Origin of the sequence: Bowmanella denitrificans, assembly GCF_039522935.1 — a bacterium.
In the GTDB taxonomy this organism is placed as follows: domain Bacteria; phylum Pseudomonadota; class Gammaproteobacteria; order Enterobacterales; family Alteromonadaceae; genus Bowmanella; species Bowmanella denitrificans.
In genome coordinates, this window is record NZ_BAAAEI010000006.1 from 1,006,244 (window position 1) to 1,026,128 (window position 19,885).

Genomic DNA, 19,885 nt, shown 5'->3' on the forward strand with positions numbered 1-19,885 from the left:
TTTACCCCTTGCGGTTTTGGTATTCCACCAATTCAACCCTGTAGTCACCATCATTGTCCCGGCCAGACTCGCTGCCCAGCCAAATGCCAGTGTTATCTTCCACCAGATACATACAACCGGTTTTGTTGTCACTGGCAAACGTCACCTTATGACAATCAAACCAGCCTTCAGCCAACTGCACATGTTGTTTACCTTCGTAAACGTAGCGAACCTGGCGTATCTCCAGATCGTCCAGGTCCAATACCCGCAGTGTCTGTACTGGTTGCCCTTCGCACAGAAACAGCCAGGCGGCGGTTTCTGACGTGCAATCAAAACTGTCCAGCGCCGTACTGATTTGCTCAACGACACCTCCAGCTTTGCTCTGTACTTGCCAACTGATGTCCTGCTGGTTACGCAGCAGACTCACCTTCGACTGCCTGCCATCCTCTTCGGCGGTCAGTCGGTAACCAGCCAAGCCATGTTGATCAAGCTGCAATTCTTCTTCACTGTGCAGGTGATAACCACCGAATAAGCGATGAATGTCCACCTTCATTTCATCCGAAATGCCCAGTTCAAATCCATTTTCAGTGCCGCACAAGCGCCGGCTGCTAAGCAAGCTACCGATCATCTGATCATTGCTGAACAACTGATAACGGCATTTGCTCCAGGCGCCAGCCGGACCGGGAGGGGGCCCCATCAAGACTAGATCGCGCATTGAGATTCTCCGATTAACCCGCCAGGGTCTGCTCAAACAACTCGTCCATAAACACCTTGGTGTGTACTTCGTCGGTCAGGCTTGCCAGTGGCCCCTGTTTATCCACGCTGGCAATCCAATTGCGCCGGGCCGCATAATCCAGATAACGGCTCATCAGCCGCTGGTCAGATCGCGCGCAGCGAATATCCGTATCGGCCAGCAGCGCATCAATCGCCGAAGTGTCCCATTTCGCCTGTTCTTCTAAGTCAGTATCGGCTAGAAACAGGGTCAACAGATCAGTAAAGGCGGAATGATAAGGGCGTCCGTCACGCACCATTCGCTCCTCATACAGTGCACCGAAATAGTCTTCCTGGCTAAGCTCACGAACCCGGTAACCATGTCCGCGGATCAATCCCACCAGTTGGTTGAAGTTCACCGGCTTGGGGTTGGTCAGATGGTAAGTCTGGTAGCAGCATCTGGACGGATTCATGGCAACATACAGACTGGCTCTGGCCACATAATCCACCGGCGAAATGTCAAAATCTTCCTCACTGGGATAGCTATAGCCGGTTTCCACCAGTGCCCGGATCATTTCGTAGTAAATGCCGCGAACCTTGGTTTCAAACAATGGGTAGCAACCTGTTTCACTGTCTCCCCAGATATTGCCGGGCCGCACAATACTCCATCGCAGTCCCTGCTCGCTGGCTTTTCTGACCAGTTGCTCAGCACTGAACTTACTGCGTTCATAGCCAAGATCCTCAAATCCCTGGCCAATATCCAACTGTGATTCCAGCAATGTCACCGGGTGATACAAGTGATCACCAATAACACTGAAACTGGACACAAACAGCAGTGATGCGCCGCCTTGCAGGCAGAAATCCACTATCCGCTGCGTTCCGTCCAGATTAACCGGTGATAACTTTTCAAAGCTGGCCATCAAGCTGACATTAGCCGCACTATGAATCACTAAATCCATGCTGTGCGCCAGTTCCTGATAAACATCACTGCTTAACCCCAGGTTTGCCTGGCTGACATCCCCTATTACCGGGATAACACGCCAAAGGTGTTCTGCCAGGCTGCCCTGCGGGTCATACACGGCCAACATGCGTTCAATATCCGCCTGCGCCTGGCTGGGCTCAGCAGCGCGACTGAGACAATAAACACAGGCGTGGGTCGTCAACAGTATTTCCATCAACACACGTGCGCCTAACACGCCGGTGGCGCCGGTTACAAAGATATTTTGCATCTGGCTTTGGTTGCGATAATCCATATGTCCTCCCGGTTATAACTGGCCGACACGCATGCCGCCGTCCATTTCAATCACGGTGCCGTTAAGATAGTTGGTTTTGCAGGTCGCCAGGAATTGCACCACTTCGGCGACATCTTCAGGCTCTCCCAGTCGCCCCACCGGCACAATGGATTTGACGATTTTGATTTCTTCCTTGCTTTGAATCTGTTCTTCTTCCACAAACTGACCGAACATCTTGGTTTTGCAGATCCCCGGCGCAATGGCTGTGACAATGATATTCAACGGCCCAAGCTCCCTGGCCCATGATTCCGATGCTTTAATCAGTCCAGCTTTAGATGCGGCATAAGCCGAACCTCCAGAAGCCCCCCAAATACCAGCCACTGAGGCGATATTGATAATACGCCCGGCACGTTGTCTGGCCATATTGCGGGAAAACACGGAAGTACAGTTGAAACAACCGGTCAGGTTGATATCAATAATGCGTTTAGCTTCGGCCGGCCCTTGTTCCTGCAGACAGAAGTTCTTACCAATAATGCCGGCATTGTTGACCAGAATTTCCACCGGGCGGCCGAACTGCTGCATGACTTGCTGTGCCACAGCTTCAATCCTTGGCACATCACAGACGTCCATTAGATAACAGCTTAAGTTTGGGCTGTGCAGGTGCGCTGCCAGATGCTCCAGGGCTTGCCCATTCACATCGGTGGCCACCACCACAAAACCGCAATCCAGCAAGCTGTGACAGATGGCGCTGCCGAATCCACCGGCAGCGCCTGTAACCAAGGCTATTGGCGAGCTCACGCGCTTGCCTCCTCCTCAAAGGTGATATCAATGAGCTGCTTGGCACTGGCCATGGCATCATGAATACGTGACTCGAAGAAGGTCACATCATCGTCATTGATCATCAGATTGGGATACAGGCGTGACAGTGGCGAGAATTGCAAACCGTGGCGTTTGGCCACTTCACGGATAATGATGTCGCAGAATTTGACCCGGTCGGTATAGCCTTCTGAGCGGTCCACCAGATGCGCCTGCGAATGATACACCAACGCGGTTGGCATACCTTGGACAACCATTGGCATACCCACATCCCGGGCTGCGCGAATGAAACTCTGACTGATCTTGGCCATGATCCCGCCCATACGCTCATAGCAACCGGGATCCTGCTCAACAATTTCATAAGTGGCTTTAATCGCCGCCAAGCCCAGCGGATAGCCGTTAAAGGTACCGGCATGAATCACCTTGCCGCGGGTATACAGATTCATGATGTCTTTGTGCCCGGCAATAGCCGACACAGGCATAGATCCTCCCGCCAGGGCTTTAGCAAAGGTTGACAGATGTGGCGTCACGCCAAGGATTTTCTGTGCGCCGCCAAGACCCAAGCGAACACCGGTGATGATTTCGTCAAAGATCAGCACCACATTATATTTCTCACACAGTGCCTTACTTTTTTCCAGATAGCCTTTGCATGGCAGAATGCCTCCGCCATTCATGCAGATAGGCTCCATCAGCACTGCGGCAATGTCTTCATGGTGCTGGCTTAATACGGTTTCCAGTGCATCAATGTCGTTCCAGGGCAGCATAAAAGACTGCTGTTCAAGAATATCCCGTGCGCGTCCCTGGGTGTCCAGCATGTCGCCGCGAAACAGTTCCGGGGTCGGCCATTGCAGGTCTTTCTTCTTACGTCCGCCCATCACATTATCGGCATTGCCATGGTAGTGACCATGGAAACGCACAAAACGATTTTTACCCGTATATGCCCTGGCCAGACGCAAGGCATTTTGTACCGCCTCGGTACCACTCAGGCTGAAGCGCACCATCTCAGCGCAAGGAATGTGGTGAGTCAGGGTTTCGCACACTTCCAGTTCCAGGTCACAGGTGTCCACCGATGTAACCTTTTCCATGTACTTCATCAGGGCCTGGTTATAAGTGGGATTGTGGTGGCCGACAAACAACGCACCGAACTTACAGAACATATCCAGATGTTCATTACCATCCAGGTCCCATACCCGTGCGCCTCTGCCTTTGTTAAAAGGAATGACCAGCGCGCGTTCAGGATCGGCAAAATTGTAATGTGCACCGCCCGGCAACAAATCCCAGGTTTTTTTGTAGTATTCCTTCGAACGGGTCAAATCCAGACTGATCTTTGCTGATTTGTTCATCACTGCATTGGGATTATTCATGGTTACTTGATCTCTTTGGTTGATGTTTTGCCGCTCCCTGGCTACCACATTGGTCGTCACGTTGTCGGCGGATTGAATAGGCTGGCCGGCACTAAGCCAGAAAGCCTGAAGTTCGGACAGAGGACGGGGTATCACTTGCTGTAATTCGCTGCCGAGTTCGCCCCCAAACTGACGCAACTGGTTTAATCTGGCCAGGTAGGCCGCGCCAACCATCAAATTGGCGGCTAACTCTACACAGGAACGGCGCTCGGCCAGTTCACTACCCGCCAGCCAGTTGTTGCAGGCACCCATGGCTGGCCCGCACCAGATTTGATAATCCACTTGCCGGTCGGCCTGACCATCTATGGCCCATTTGGATGACTGGCCGAGATACCACTGAAAAATCAGCGCCATTTTGCGTTTCGGTTGCTTCTGTGCACTGGCGATCTGCTCTTCCATGCCACGACTTTGGAAAAACTCGCAGGTTTCCTGCCACACCTGTTCAATGGGGCGTTGAAAATACTGTTTTTCCAGGATCTGGCGATCTTTGTCTGACAGGGCGTTAATGTCGTCATGCGCCTTGTATAATTGGTAAAGCTTCTGTGCCCGCACCCCGTACATGGAATTACTCTTCAGCACTTGTACTTTGGCACCAAGCTCAAACATATCGGCACAAGGAGCAGACACCACATCGCTGACCCCCGCCTTCTTCAGTAAGTTTTTCACCGCATCTGAGGTACCCGCTTCGGCACAAGCCTGGTTGACAGAACCTGTCACCACATAATCAGCACCCAGTGCAAAGGCTGCGTAAACGGCATATGGCGTCCCCAACCCACCAGCAGCGCCGATTCGGGTTTTTCTGGCATAGTCGGTGCGGCGTTGTAACGCATCGCGCTCAGCGCGGATTTCGGTGAAAATACAACTCAGCACACCATGATCGGTATGGCCGCCGGAGTCTGATTCCACTGTGATATCGTCGGCCATCGGCACGCTTTGCGCCCATTCATATTGTTGTGCGGAAATAAGCTTGGCTGTCAGCAGTTTGTCCAGCAATTTCCTGGGCGCCGGTTGCAGAAACTGACGAGCCACTTCGGGGCGTGACACTTTGGCAATCACATGATTATTAACCTGGATCTGACCGTTTTCTCCACGTTCTAATCCCGCCACCCGGTAATACACTATCGCAGCACTTAAGTTGATATAGGCCGAGGCTTCCACCACCCTGACGCCTTTCTCCAGACAGTGGCGAATACATTGCATTTCCCAATCCGGGTTACCCGGATTGTGCAAAAGATTGATGGCATAAGGGCCATCCGGTAACGCCGTCTGAATCTCATCAATCGCCGCCGCCACCCGTTGTGCAGATAAGCCACCTGAACCAAAGGCGCTTAACAGCCCCGCACGTCCCATGGCGACCACCATCTCCACCGAGTTTATACCGTTGGCCATGGCACCTGCGTAATAAGCTGCCTTGACCCCATAGTCACGACAAAAAGTACGACTACCCAACATGCCGGGCAGACAGGGATTGATCATCCCCAGACAGTGAATCGCCTGAGGATCGTCAGCAACGGCCATGCCCTGTTCTTCCAGAATCTGATGACCTTCAATATCCAGCACATATAGCGGTTGTGACAATTTGCCCAGCAACTCAGCCTTACGGCTGGCAGATTGCGGCAATGAATGGGGGCGCCCCAGCCAGCCAAAGGCGGCCGAATTACCAGTCGATGTCAGGGTCTTGTCCATGACAATGTCTCCTTATAGGTCAGGATGCATCAGCAACAAACCTGGCACCCAGGTTGTCACACACGCCGATCACCTTGTTGCGATACAAGGTTTCAGCAATGAATAGGATCTCCAGGGAAGCAATTCGGCCATCTGCCGTTGACTTGCATTCCAGGTGTTTTACCGACAACCGGTATTGCAACTTGTCTGTTGCACATTTCACTTCGCCGCGGAATTTGGCGCTGTAAGTGTGCTCGCAGATAAGCTGTGGCTTGAGGTAGTCGAGGCTATGCAGGCCCAGGTAATAAAGATAAAAACGCACCAGTTGCTCTGCACCTTCTACTATCAGGGTGCCGGGCAACACCGGATCGTTTTTAAAGTGGGCAGCAAATGCCCAGTGACTGGGATCAATATCCCGCTCACCCAGCGCCTGCCCCAGTCCCCAGGGCCCGCCATTGGGGTCAAGGGACAATACACGATCCAACATTTGCGCTTTAGCGGCATAAAGACCTGGTGCCGGCGTGCTACCGAAATGTGCACCAAAACACCCAGCCAGATCGCCAGCCTGTACGGCCTGTAAATCCTGGTCGCTAAATTGCGTCTTTGCACAAGGTAGTAACGGCGCAAAACTTGGCTGTGGCGTGGCTTTGGCAAAGAGTTTTGAGGTATCAAAGGCCTTAGCCTGGTCAATTTCTTTGACCGGGAAGAAACCCGATGTGGCAGTCAGTTTAAAGCTGTGCCGGTCCCCTATATAACCATCGTATTCGTAGCGGATCAGTACATTTTTACCTACCTTGGTGAAACCGTGGATCTGCACTTTACCGCGCAGTACTTCACCCGCTTTTGGCAAATCGCTGTATATAGTGGTTTGACTGTCTATCGCCCGGTATTTCAACTCCCCTTTGAAGAGTTGATCACATCCAATGCAGGTGAACGCCACAATCATGGCATGGGAGGATTCAAGTGAAACAAAGGCCGGGACCAGATTGTGATAGACAAACCAATCCGTTGGCTCCAGATCGTATTCCCACTCGATAACACAAGGCTCCAACTTGCCGAATTCGGCAGTCAGGGTCAGGATCCTCGACACAAACAGATAAGGAGGAGAGGGCATTCTGGTGCGGATTGGATACTGATCTGCTTCGGCGTATTGTTCGCCCAGCACCTTAGCGACACGACCATCGGTCATTTCTTCCAAATCGGCGCGATTAAACAGCACCTTGCGATTCACCAGACTCAAGTCAGCAGCAGGACGAGTGACAGAAGGCACAGGTCGAGCCAAGCGACTGCCCCCGCTTGCCAACATCTTACCCTGCGCCAGTGAGGTAAGCTGATGGTAAAAACGCTGTTCGGTGCGAAGGTAAGCCAGATGCGTGGACAGATTTCGCGCGGCTTCTCGCCCGCGCATATACTGCAGCAAAGAAGCCACACTCCCGGCCTCAGCCAAGGCTGTATCCGCCACTTCCCTTACCGCAACGCTGCCAGCTTCGCGCTTGTGTTCCAATCCAAGCCGTTGCCGACTGGCGTCACACAGGATCATTTCACCGATCGCTTTTTCCCTGCCAACGTGGATTTCTTTTAACAAGGAGCCGCTGCGCAGACTCTCTGAATCCAGTTCGTTCAATTGACTGCGTCTGGCCTCAGGTTGAGGGGCTTTTAACACCACATGGGCATAAGTCAGGTCGCGTCCCATACTGCTGATCGCAGCATAGCCCTGACCTTGCAGAGCATCCGCCCAGTCCTGACTCTGGCCAATGACTTTCAGACCACTGTTGTCCAACTGCTCTGCGGATTCAGCACCTTGCCAGTTTGGTGTGGCAGGCAGATAGCCCTGGCTCAGGCACAAAGCGGATTTAACCAAACTCACCATGCCAGCCGCACAGCCAAGATGACCGAAGTTAGCTTTGGCTGACCCCAGCACCGTGGTTTTGCTACTCTGTGGCGTCGTATAGACCCGACAAATGGCGGCCAGTTCGGCCTGATCTTCTGCTGCGATGCCACTGGCATGGGCTTCCAGATAGCCGACATCTGCGGCTTCTATCCCCGCTTCAGACAGGGCCTGACGGGCACAGCGATCGATCCCCTCGGCACTGGGGTAAGTCAGAGTCTGCTGCTGTACTTCAGCGGTTGCAAAGGCCAGAGATTCGATACTGGCGTACTGCTTATCCTGGCTCTGAGCGGCGCCCGTTTCAGACTTAAGCACCACCACCGCACCGCCTTCACCTACGTTCCAGCCGCTCGCCTGATGGTCGAAACTGAGCGTCATGCGCCCTTGATTGGCCGGTTGCTGCGGATTGCTCAGCAATACATTTTCCGGGCCGCCACAAAAGCTGCCACTACCGACAATGACGGCTTCCAGGCCATCCAGGCTGAGTAGAAAACGTGCCAGTTCCAGGGCCCGGAATACTGAATTTTCCTGGGCACAAACCGTAAATGCCGGGCCACTCAAACGCAGGCTGGCCGATATACGGCTGGCGACGACATTGCCTATGCCGCCGGTTATTCCTTCAGCATAGGGTTCGGGGAACAGGCTGTCTTTAACGATCCCTTCCAGGGTGGCTACCTGCTCGGCCGACAATTCCACGCCAGATTTGGCCAGACTGTCTCTGACCTGCCAGGCCGCTTCATTCCTGGCCTGATAGCGATAGCACAGATAATCGCTGTCAGCGGCCACAATCACCGCAATATTGCGTACTTTGCTATCGACCTGATAACCGGCATCCACAAAGGCCCCGGCCGCCAGTTGCATCAGCGACAAATGCGACAATAAATGGATACCAGCCATATTGGGCGGCATCTTGAAGCGCTTGCAGTCAAACTCAAATTTTTCAATGTAGGCCCCGAGTGGCGGCGTTGTCAGACCATACTCGTCAAGCAAATCCTGACGCTGCTCCAATCCAGACCAACGGTTACCCGGCAAGGGGGAAAAATGCTGTTTGGCATCGCGGATACTGGTATTGAATTGATTGACGCTATGCGTTTCTGCCATGGCCACCGACATACCGGTAATCACCATTTTTTCAAGTTGCAGCCTTTGTTTGTCCTGTGCAGACTCGCATTTCACTGCATCCCGCAACACCATATGTCCATTCACACCGCCAAAGCCAAACGCATTGATACCAGCGCGGCGCTGCCCGGCAGGGGTTGGCCAGGCCTGAGCTTTGCGCACCACCCGATCAATATTCAGATTGCCGCCTTTGGTGCTGACCATTTCCTTAAGATCAATGGTGGCCGGAATCTGGCCGTGGCGCATGGACAACAAGACCTTAATCAAACTCGCCATACCCGACGCTGTCAGCATATGCCCGACATTGCCTTTATTGGCCCCTATCAGTGGCAACGGATGGTCCTGACCAAAAAACTGCTCAATGGAATTCAACTCCACCTGGTCCCCTACCGGCGTGCCGGTAGCATGGCACTCCAGATAGTCCACCAGACTGTTGCCGTTTGCGTAAGCGCGGGACAGCGCCAGTTTTTGTCCCTGAGTATCAGGTACCAGTATATGCTTGGCGCCGGCGTCATTAGACAAACCGATGGACTCAATCACCCCGTAGATACGGTCTCCGTCACGCTCAGCGTCTTCCAGTCGCTTAAGGGCTACCACCCCGGCACCTTCACCGGCTTTGAGCCCCTCGGAATGACGGTCAAAGGGGATGGATTGCTGCCCAGGCGAAGGAAACGCATGCAGCATATTAAAACCATGATCGATATAGATATGGTCAGCATGGCAAACCGCCCCGGAAAGCATCACATCAGCTTTATGGCTGCTCAGATAGAAACAAGCCATCTGAATGGCATATAACGCCGAAGAACAGGCCGCATCGAGAGTGTAGACCGGTCCTTGCAAACCCATTGCCATCGCCGCAATAGTGGCGTTGTAACTGGTGGTAGAGAGGTTATCTGCATCCTTTTGCCCATCCGGCCAGTACTGAGCAAAACGGAACCTTTCATCACCGAGCAAATCACGGATATAAGGTTCAAGCACCTTGTTATAAAAGCCGTTCAGGTAACGTTTACCTGCATGGGTCGGCATGCCGATATTACCCAGTACTAAGCCACAACGCCCTGAAGCGCTGTCGGGCTGCTGCGCATCCCGCCACGCCTGGTTTGCTGCGTACAAGGTCCATTTAAACAGGTTATCCAGCCCTTCCAGCTTATCTGCGGGTAAACGATAGCCCTGCGCATCAAAGCGAAAGCCACGGATATGCCCATTCTTATGGTAATTAATCTTGTCCGGCGTCCCCGGCTCATCTGCTACATAGTGCTGTAAAGGCACGCCAAGAAGGTCGTCACTGAGAAAACTGGTGGCATCCTGTTCTGCCAGCAGATTCTGCCAGTATTCCTGTGGACTGGCTGCACCAGGAAACAGACAACCCATTCCAACAATTGCTATAGGGCGCATAAATCATCCTTATATCCGTAGTTCCAGAAGACTGCCCGACTAGTTGTCGGGCAGCAGCTTACTGCGCAGGGATTTTGAACGGGTGAACACCAGCTCAGTGAAACTGGCCAGCAATTGGCCCTGTTCATCGCAGATATCCACATCCCAGCTTACCTGGCTGGCACTGCTGTCCTTGCAGCGCCCCTCCACCAGCAGCGTCTGGCCAAACGCCGGGGCAGAAAACTGGCTGTAATGCCCCACCGCCATAGGTAACCCACCGCTGTCCGTTTGCTTAAGTAGCCACAAGTATGGCCCTTGCAGGAACACATCTGCCAGGTAAGGATTGATGGGACCCTGAGCAAAGATCTCTTGCTCCACGCCCTCTGGCGCAGGCAGGCAAACCAGTGCCCGGATCCCCTGGCCGTCACAACTGAGAATCTTCTGCAAGCCCTGCAGGCTGGGACCATGGAACAACCAGCCGGTATGACCTTCACGGCCATATAGCGGACGTTCCCCCAAATCCAGCTGCTGTGCGGATAATTCAGCAACTGCTCGCATGGGGGCATTCAGCGCTTGTCCGGCAAAACGTACCAGGCCTTTATATCGCGGTTGCCACTGCCCGGATGCCAGGCTGCCAATTTCCGCCAGGAGCAAAAATTCACCTTCCGGCTGTGCAGCTTGCTGCGGGGTGACACGCACCTCAAACGACTCTTCAGGTTGCTCAAATACCACGCCCTTAAGTACCTGGAAGTCTTCCACCGCCAGCAGCGTCGCCCCCGGCAACAGCCTGTGTGCAGCTTGCGCCAGCCAGCTCATGGCAAAAGTGGCCGGCAGTACGGGTTTGCCCTCTATGACATGGTCACTGAGAAAGCCATGCTGCTGCTGACACACCAATCGGGTGGACTGATGACTGGTGGCGGTTGGTGCACTGATTTTGGGCTGTTGGTACTTGTCATTACCAATCAACACCTGAGTGGTATTGGCGGCCAGCTCTGCAACAAAGCGGCGTGTTCCGTCGTCACTGGGAATGATACAAATACCGCGTTCCTGATAGGCCCGTTTGAGGGTGTCGCTGACCATGCCGCTATCCCACGGCCCCCAATTGATGGCACAAACCCTGGATTGCGGATAATAAAATTGCCAGTCATGGGCAAACTTACTCAGCACCTCATTAGCCATGGCATAATCGGTCTGGCCGGCGTTACCAAAGAAGCCGGATACTGAGGAGAACAGGCAAAGTAACTTGAGTGAACCAGGTGTCAGGACGCGAACCAGGTTTTCCAGTCCCCGCACTTTGGTGCCAAATACCGACTCGAAGTCTTCTGCGGTTTTCTTGTCCAGCTTTTTGTCAGCCAGATTACCCGCCCCATGCACTAGAGCTGTAACCTTACCTAACTGCTGTTGCGCCTCAGTCAATGCCTGCTTGAGCCGCTCTTTATCGAGAATATCCACCGCCACATAGCTGGCACGACAGCCAAGTTCCTGCAACTGATTGAGAGTTTGCTGCACTTCCTCAGCCTGCAGAATTGAACCCAGCATTTTGTCTATTTTGACCGGGGTTGGCAGTTCGCCCTGCTGTTTAACAGCCTGAATGGCGGCAGCCCGTAACTGCGCGACATCCTGGCAGTCTTTGGCCCATTCGGGCCGCTGGGCATTGATATCCGTGCGTCCCAACAACATAAACGCCGCGCCGGTTTGTTTAGCCAGTTCAAGCACACAGGTGGCCGTGATGCCGCGCGCGCCACCGGTCACCAGCACCACATCTTTGTCGTCTAATGCCGGCTTGGATTCTGCCAAAGGCGCATCACACAATACCAAAGTGGTACGTCTGCCCTGACCATCCCGCCCAACTTCCAATGGCTGGCAGTCAACATCATGTAATTCCTGCCATAGCGCATGCAGCGCCTGCTCGTCGGCCATCTTGGGCTGAAGATCGACATAACGACAGCGTACCTGCGGCCATTCGTGGTGCAGAGACTTGACCAGACCACTGACACCGGCAGATACCAGCGGATAACCCCGCACACCGCCTAAGCCAAGCATGCCATCCAGTTGGCCTGCCACCAGCAAACTGGCATGGCCCTGAGCGGCACTGTCGAGTAAATCGCTTTGCAACGCTTTGACCAGCATGAAAAGCTGCTGCTGCACGGCATATTCTTTGGCCACAAAGCAATTGCGAATGGCTTTGGCATCTACACCGGCAGTCTGCAGGCAAATAAGTCCGCCGATCTGACCATGCTCAGCGCGAATGCTAGCCAGGGTCTGTAGCAGACTATCTTCGTCACGCGCTGCCAATGTATAGGCCGGATGGCTGGTTTTCGCCGGTTTGTCGGCAAGTTGCAGCAGCACGGCTTTATGGCCTGATGCAATCAGCTTATCCATCAATGATTCAGCGGCGGTGCGCCCACTATCAGCAACCAACCAGGTAAAACCTTCCGGCAAATGTATGTGTTGCTGGTCCGGTAATGGCAATGGCTGCAACTTGACCTCATAACGGCCCAGCCCCTGAACAGGTGCAGTTTCATGCACCTGTTCCTCTGCGAGACGAATAACACTGGCACCCGCAGGCTCAGCACTGGCGACTGGCGCTGCGCTTGCGGGTTCAGACTTTGGGTGCAGCACTTCTCCATCCAGATCGGCGGATGAGGCAACAAAGCCGATGGACGTCATGACGTCTGCCACTTCCTGATTGACCTGTTGGGCATTTTCGGCCACTTCGCAGCGCTCAGTTTCTTCGCCCTTCAGCGCGGCCTGACTATAGCTTTTCACCTCGGCAGGTTTAGTGGTGTCGGCTTTGCTGTCCAGCGCTTCGGTAATGCTACCGCCCTGTTCAAGATGCGCGATCATTTCCCCAATCTGCTCTTGCAGGAAGGCCACCAACTTATTGATGGAGCTGAATTGCTCAACATCGAAAGTTTCCATATCGGCGTAATCTTCAGCGTCTTCCATTAACTTAAAGTCGGTTTCGAAAGACTTGAACATGGCACCGATAATCTCGATACGTTTAATGGAGTCGATGCCAAGGTCAGCCTCCAGATCCATATCGCCCCCGATCATGTCCTCTGGATAGCCGGTTTTATCGCTGATGATCTTAACCAGTTCAGCGGCCAGACTCTCAGCGCTGACTTTGCGTAATTGCTCCAGAGCCAGACGGTCAGTTTCATTAAGACCATTTTCCGCCTGCGAGGCTTCCACCTGAACAGCGGCAGTCTGCTGCTGCACCTTAGGCTCATGCACCGCCGCGCCGTGAGCATGCCCATTGCTTCCATTCACTGCAACGCTATGACCATTACTGCCATTGGCGGCAACTTTCGGTTGTGCATATCCATTGCCAGCGCCATTGGCCTGGCCATTCGTATGGCCGTTGGCTTGCGCGTGGCCATTGCTATGTCCATTGCTATGACTATTGCTGACAGAGCGCGACTCACCGTTAGATAGCGGCGCAGATGCAACAGCACTGACTTCGGCATTGTGAACAAACTGGGGCTGCTCACCATTTGCCAGCAATTGTCCCTGATTGGTGAAGTAACGCTGATGATTGTCGTGATAGCTGCGCTGATTTTGCTCGAGCAGGCTGAAGCTTTGATTGAGGCTGTCTATCATCTCGCGGAAATGATTACTGCCCTGATGCTTGTCAAATAAGCTGAATTGCTGATGTACCAGCGAATCAAGAAACTGAATGTAGTCGCGCTGATTCTGTTGGAATTGCTGATGCACTTCATTGGTTAGCTGCTGAGCACGGATTTGCTGGCTGATTGGGCCAAGGTTGTCAGCGTTGTCTTGTGTGGGAGTCGCCATGATTACCTCTCGTCCTTCATATATATAGGTTTGACCTGTCCCTTCCACTGCATAGCGGGACGCCGGGGAATGTACCTGGTAGGCCGCAAAGGCCTCAGATTCTTCAATAGGTTCGTAGTCTGTGCTGTGAAGTTGCTGCGCCAGATGCTGGGCAACAAAAGCGTCGATCAGACTGGAATCTGGCCGCTTAGCCTTTTCACGTCGTTGTTTTGTCGCATCAAAGAAGAAATAGCCACCGTTCATACGATAGGTCAGGCGCTTCTCTTTGTTTTCTGGTGCTGCGGGCCTGAGTTGATACGGATCCTGGTGCGTCTGTATCAACCCCAGAGCAGCCATTCTGGCGATGGCTTTACGCAACTGCTGGCCGTCGTGTGCTTTCTCACTGGGGTCCAGGCAAATGACCTGGTGTTCACGGTCACCCAGAATATCGGTCACCAATTTGCCCAATACGCCCTTAGGCCCCATCTCAACAAAGTAGCGGCCACCGGCGGCATACAGATTTTCAACCATCTGTTTAAAACGCACGGTGCTGGTCAACTGCTCGGTAAGTGCAGCCTTGATCTTGTCAGTATTTTTGTCGTGGGCCGTGGCAGACACATTAGAGAAAACCGGCATCGTCGGCTTTTTCAGTTGCATGCCAGCCAGTACGTCGCCAAAAGGTTCACTGGCATGGGCAACAAAATCGGTATGAAAAGCGGCGGAAACCGGCAGTACTGAGCAACGCACGTCCTGTTGCTGCAAAAAGTGCTGGGCATCACTAATCACCTGGCTGCTTCCGCCAAATACCACCTGGGTATTAGAGTTGAGATTGGCAATCACCAGACCATCAAACTTCTGCTGGCATTGCTCTGCCTGTTGAGGCGACAGGGAAGCGGCCAACATGGCACCACGGTCAGCCGTTTCATCACCATCAGGCACATGTTTCATCAAACGGCCGCGGGCCATCGCCAGGCGGTGAAAGTCCTCATCACTCAGTACTCCGGCCACATGTAAGGCGGTCAGTTCGCCAAAGCTGTGCCCTGCGGCAAAGTCAGCTTTAAAGCCCAGTGCCTGCAAAATACGGTAATAGCCCAGACTGACAGCACCAATAGCGGGTTGCGCATTGTCTGTGCTTTTCAGCCTCTGTTCCTGATTTGAACGCTCTTCAGCCGTAAAGGCCGGAGCGGGATAGATAAGTCGGGATAATGATTCAAGTGCCTGCGCCTGGCGATGGTCATCCGCCTCTGCCAGCACTTCCCGCATCAGGGGAAATTCATTGGCAGTATGCAGGGCCATATTGACATACTGCGACCCTTGTCCGGGAAACAGCGCCACCACTTTGCCCTGAGCTGTCTTATTGTTAACACTGGGATGAAAATAAACACCCAGCGGGTGCTCCCAGGTATTATCTGAGATGTCATTCAATTGCTGCTGGGCAGCGGTCAACGCGCTGATGGCCTGCGCAGAGTTCTCCGTGGCGAAAGTCAGCCTGGCACAAAGCTGCTCATTAAGCTGTGGAGACTGTCTGACCAACTCATCATAAGCCACCTCAACGTCTTCGCCGTTTAGACGAGTTAGCCAGCTCTGCACTTGCTCCTGCACGTCCTGACCATCCCGTCCTTGCAATACCACCACGTCAGGCGCGTTATTCAGCCGATATGGCCCTGATTGCTCATGCTGGTATTCTTCAAGCACCATATGGTAATTGGTGCCACCAAAGCCAAAAGCACTGATGGCTGCCCGTCTTGGGCCTGCTTTTTGATGGCGGATCCAAGGGCGATTGAGGGTGTTAACATAGATGGGACAATCAGGCCCGGCCAGCAGCTTATTGGGTTGTTCAACATTAATGGTGGCCGGCAATATTTTGTGATGCAGACCCAGTGCGGTTTTAATCGCCGATGCTGCGCCTGCTGCACAGCGAGTATGACCAATTTGCGATTTTATGCTGCCTACCGCCACGGATTGAGGTAACACATCATGCTCAGCAAAGACCGAAAGCAAACTGCTGAGTTCTGTCTGGTCACCTGACAAGGTACCGGTACCATGTGCTTCCACCAGCTCAATGTCACCAGGTTTAACGCCCGCCGCCTCATAAGCGCGTTTAACCGCCAGGACCTGCCCTTCCATGCGCGGGGCAAATATGCTTTTAGCGCGGCCATCACTGGAACCCGCCACAGACTTAATCACGGCGTAGATCCTGTCACCGTCACGCTGTGCGTCTTCCAGGCGTTTCAGCACCAACAAACCCACACCATCCCCCAACATCATGCCGTCAGATTTAGCATCAAAGGGTTTGCAACAGTTGGTCGGTGACAGTGCTGGCGTGCGACTGAAACACAGGAAAGAGAAAATCGAGTTTTCCAGATTCACGCCACCGGTCAACATCACGTCACAGCTGCCAGATTGTAGTTCACCAATGGCGGCTTTCATGGCCGCCAAACTGCTGGCGCAAGCCGCATCCACCATATTGGATGTGCCACCAAAGTCGTAAAAACTGCTGATTCTTCCGCAGGCCACATTGCCGAGGAAACCCGGGAAGCTGTCTTCGTTCCATTCCAGGTATTGATCCAGCAATCGCTGAACGACTTCTTCAACCAGTTCTTCGGGCAGGCCCATATTGCCCAGAATTTCGCGGATAAATGGCGTTTGCTGGCGGGCCGCCAACATAAATGACGTATTACCATTGCCCGCTCCACCAAGAATCACCCCGACCTTGCTGCGGTCCACCTCAATGGGTTGATCGCCAATAATACGGGCATCCAGTAGCGCCTGCTTTGCCACGTGTAAGGCAAACAACTGAGCGGTACAAATAGACTCCAGCATATTGGGTGGAAGCTTGAATTCCACTGGGTCAAAATCAATGGGGGGGATCCAACCTGCCTTGTAGGCGTAGGTCATGTCTTTGTCAGTGGAATTAGGCCGATAGAAATCTTCTTTTTTCCAATAGCCTTCAAAATCGAGATTTTCAGTGACAGAATCTTTACTTGAGTAAATATTGCGCCAGAATTCAAAAAGATCCGTGGCATCGGGGAAATGACTTGCCATCCCAACGATGGCGATAGGTTGTGTACTTTGCCGCTGAGTGTCCATTGCGTCCCTCGCTGTTTTATCTGGTACGACGGGACGGTTTGTATCACTCCGCCCAAACCTTAATTCCCGCCCTTGAAACTAGCGACGCCATCCTAGCAACAAAAAAATCCCACAGGTTGAAATTCGCACAATCCCTTACAAAACCGATTTTTGTTGAACAAAAGTCAGGAATTGTACGTCGATAATTCCTTCGCTGGCCGCTATGCGACTGACATTCGTTAGCGTTAAGTGATGAACTGACTATTGCTGACAATACTTCATGGCCTTGTCACAAGGGGGGCAAAATGAGGGAAAGCCGCCATTTTTTGGCGGCTGTTAGCTAGAAACTACTCAGACGGTAACAGCCTGAGCACCTGCTGCGTATGCTGTGCCACGGCGGCATCAGAATAGAGCAGTGGCACCTTTTGCCCGCTCGCCCAAGGTTCAAACAGATCCCGGTAGAATGGACTGTCGATATTGCCTGATTGGCCCGGACTGTTAATCATCAGGCTATTGTCCCACTGACCCACGTCCACCACCATGCTCCAGGACGGCCCCAGTACGGTATTAAAATTGCCGGTATAATTGACCGCGTGCATATTCGCTCTGACCGTATCACCCGAACCTCCCAGCGCCCTGACAGGACCGACATTCACCCAATCCTGCAATTCAGGGGGCAACAGAGGACTGATGGGATGGGTAAAATCGGCACCATGCAGCTGCCCCCAAGTCACATTTTCCAGTCCGCTATTGAGCATGTATTGATGAGCCGATTGCAGACTCTGAGACAACCACGCCAGGACCAGTGCCGGGGGAATCTGCCCTTGCCCACTGGCGGCCAGTTCAAGCATATCAAGCAACTGTTCCTGATCGCCTACCGAGGACAAATCGGCCAGCAGCTCAAAGGATTCCTGCCCAACCAGTTGCCCTATCATGGCGGGGCGCATATGCCGGTTCCACCACAGTTCGAAAAATGCAGCAATAGGACTGTCCGGGTTCAAATGCTTATCCCAGTCTCGCATCTGTTGCCAGCGCTGTCTGGCCACGGCATTGATGAAGTCATCACTATCGTACAATGCCAATATGCGCCTGGCTGGCAATGACAGTTGATCATTTTGCAATGATGCCATGTCCTGCAAGCTGAACTTTCCGGGTGCCGAGAGCTTTTCTGCCAATCGATCATAACGGTGTGGGCCTGGCCACTCATAACCCAGATGTAAGGGATAATGTGCGGGCAAGTTCATCTCATTGGCAGACGCGACCCAGCCCTTTTTAGGGTTATGCTGCCAGGGCAACAGGAAATGAGGAATATGTCCAAGCCATTCATAACGCCCTTCCCCCGGCACCGGTAGCAAGCCATCCCAGTTTAGCCGTAAAGGCACCCGACCAGCGCTGCGTCTGCCAATGTTACCCTGTACATCGGCATAAACATGGTTCTCTGCCGGATTCGCAAAATGTCGCAGGGCCTGCAGATACTGCTGTATGTTGTCTGCCCGTTGATAATGCAAACTGCCAAGATAAGGCACCATTCCCGCTTGCAACCAGGCAGCCCGCACCGCATAGAGCTGGTTGTTGGCCTGGTCGTGATAAATAACCGGGCCATGGCGGGTATAGGCAAGCTCAACCTCCATCGCATCCGCATCTTTGATCTCTATCTGTTCGCGGATTACCTTAAGTGACCGCCAGCCCCCCCGGTAGCGGTAGCGTTTGGCCTCGTCAGTAACATAGTGGTAAAGGTCTTCCTGATCCGCAGAAAAAATCGTAAAACCAAACGCAATTTGGCCATTGTGTCCCACCGAAATACCAGGGATGTAAGGCTCACCAGCGCCAATCACATCTAAACCAGGGGCTTTAATGTGCACCGCATAACGACCGGAAGGCAGGGTATTCACCCGGTGTGGATCGCTGGCCAGTATGGCCCGCCCAGTATGGCTTTTTTGCGGTGCAAGCGCCCAGGCATTGCTGCCCAGATGCCGTTGTAATGGCAAGCTTTGTACATCACGTAGTTGCGTTAGCAGTTGACGGCGAAATGTGGCTGGGTCCGTGGCGTCCTCGCGACTGAATCGGACCGCACCAGTGGCCAATTGGTAGTCGCGTAATACCTCGGCGCTCAGATGCTGATAATCACGGCCCTGAGGTATTTGCAGACTATGCGCCGGGGTCAATTTTTGCCGTAGCGATTCTGCCTCATTACCGAGTTGGTTCAGGGTCAGCGCCCGGGTCACCTCACTGCTAAGGTTGCGCGACAGTCCATGGCTGCGGATTTTAAGGATATCCTCTGCCTGCCATGGCTCTGGCATGTATCCCAGCCATTGAAACTCTTTGGGCAAGGGTTGCTGTTCGCTATGAATCAGACTGATATAGGCGTTAATCCCTTGCACAAAACGCTGTAGTATCATTTGACTGTCCTGTCCATAGTACTGCCATTCCTGGTGAATATCTCCGCGAAACAGAAACAGTCGGGAGGCGCGGTCCATTTCAACAAAATCAGCACCAAACACGGCAGACAACTTTCCCAGTCCTTTTCTACGCCACAAGTCCAGTTGCCAGAGTCTGTCGCGGGCCACATTGAAACCCTGTACAAAAAACGCATCCTCCTGGCTTTGTGCCTGAATATGGGCAATCCCCCAGTTATCAATCCTGATCCCGGCTTGCTGTTTTAACCCTTCCAGATTGAGGGTCGTCTCCTGGGCCGTCGCTCCCCAGACCGTCAAAGCGAGCAACCAGGCGCAACCTGCAACTGTCTTTGTCATGTTTATCTCCTTTATCAACATAATGTCATGCACCATGTTACCCGTGGGCTGTGGTCTATATGTGCAAGGCTATGTCAGCGTTTGTCGCTATTGCAGCAC

7 protein-coding genes are annotated in these 19,885 nt (G+C 53.2%); all 7 read right to left on the reverse strand.

Going from position 1 to position 19,885, the window contains the following annotated elements; all coding sequences use genetic code 11:
• Position 1: 1 nt before the first annotated feature.
• On the reverse strand, positions 2–694 hold the full coding sequence (locus ABD028_RS07290) for a DUF3108 domain-containing protein (RefSeq protein ID WP_343843553.1): 693 nt from the start codon (positions 692–694) through the stop codon (positions 2–4).
• A 13-nt stretch (positions 695–707) separates the two neighbouring features.
• Positions 708–1,943, reverse strand: a complete 1,236-nt coding sequence (locus ABD028_RS07295; RefSeq protein WP_343843556.1) for an SDR family oxidoreductase — start codon at positions 1,941–1,943, stop codon at positions 708–710.
• Positions 1,944–1,955: 12 nt separating this feature from the next.
• Positions 1,956–2,720: an SDR family NAD(P)-dependent oxidoreductase gene (locus tag ABD028_RS07300; RefSeq protein WP_102796141.1), complete on the reverse strand. Its 765-nt coding sequence runs from the start codon at positions 2,718–2,720 to the stop codon at positions 1,956–1,958.
• Entirely contained in the window at positions 2,717–5,827 is a 3,111-nt protein-coding gene (locus ABD028_RS07305; protein ID WP_343843562.1) for a PfaD family polyunsaturated fatty acid/polyketide biosynthesis protein, read from the reverse strand. The genes ABD028_RS07300 and ABD028_RS07305 overlap by 4 nt, the downstream gene beginning before the upstream one ends.
• Before the next feature lie 19 nt (positions 5,828–5,846).
• The gene (locus ABD028_RS07310) at positions 5,847–10,208 is read right to left on the reverse strand and encodes a polyketide synthase family protein (protein ID WP_343843564.1); all 4,362 of its coding nucleotides are present in this window, start codon (positions 10,206–10,208) and stop codon (positions 5,847–5,849) included.
• Between the two features lie 39 nt (positions 10,209–10,247).
• Positions 10,248–17,054 (reverse strand): SDR family NAD(P)-dependent oxidoreductase, encoded by a 6,807-nt coding sequence (locus ABD028_RS07315; protein WP_343843567.1) that lies wholly within the window; start codon positions 17,052–17,054, stop codon positions 10,248–10,250.
• A gap of 326 nt (positions 17,055–17,380) precedes the next feature.
• Positions 17,381–19,786 (reverse strand): penicillin acylase family protein, encoded by a 2,406-nt coding sequence (locus ABD028_RS07320; RefSeq protein WP_343843570.1) that lies wholly within the window; start codon positions 19,784–19,786, stop codon positions 17,381–17,383.
• Between the last annotated feature and the right edge of the window lie 99 nt (positions 19,787–19,885).